Origin of the sequence: Microbacterium sp. IEGM 1404 (genome assembly GCF_030056775.1) — a bacterium.
GTDB lineage: Bacteria > Actinomycetota > Actinomycetes > Actinomycetales > Microbacteriaceae > Microbacterium.
The window spans coordinates 1-209 of sequence record NZ_JASHKP010000046.1; the positions used below are offsets into that span (position 1 = coordinate 1).

Annotated in this window: 1 pseudogene; it reads right to left on the bottom strand. The window is 65.6% G+C overall.

Features of this window, described 5'->3' with window-relative positions:
- Nucleotides 1-209: pseudogene (locus tag QM517_RS18210) on the bottom strand (cytochrome b/b6 domain-containing protein); the annotation flags it as partial.

Genomic DNA, 209 nt, shown 5'->3' on the forward strand with positions numbered 1-209 from the left:
ATGTAGATCACGCCGTTGGCGATCCAGAGAACGTAGATCGCCTGGTGGAACCACAGCGCCAGGCTGATGCGGCGCCGCGTGGTGCCCCGCGGCGACCAGAAGGCATCCGGTCGCTTCTGACGACGGAACTGCACCCCCGAGCGGATGACGAGCAGCAGGAACAGGCTGTTGAGGAAAAGCTGCCAACCGAGCCCCGCCGGGATGCCGAC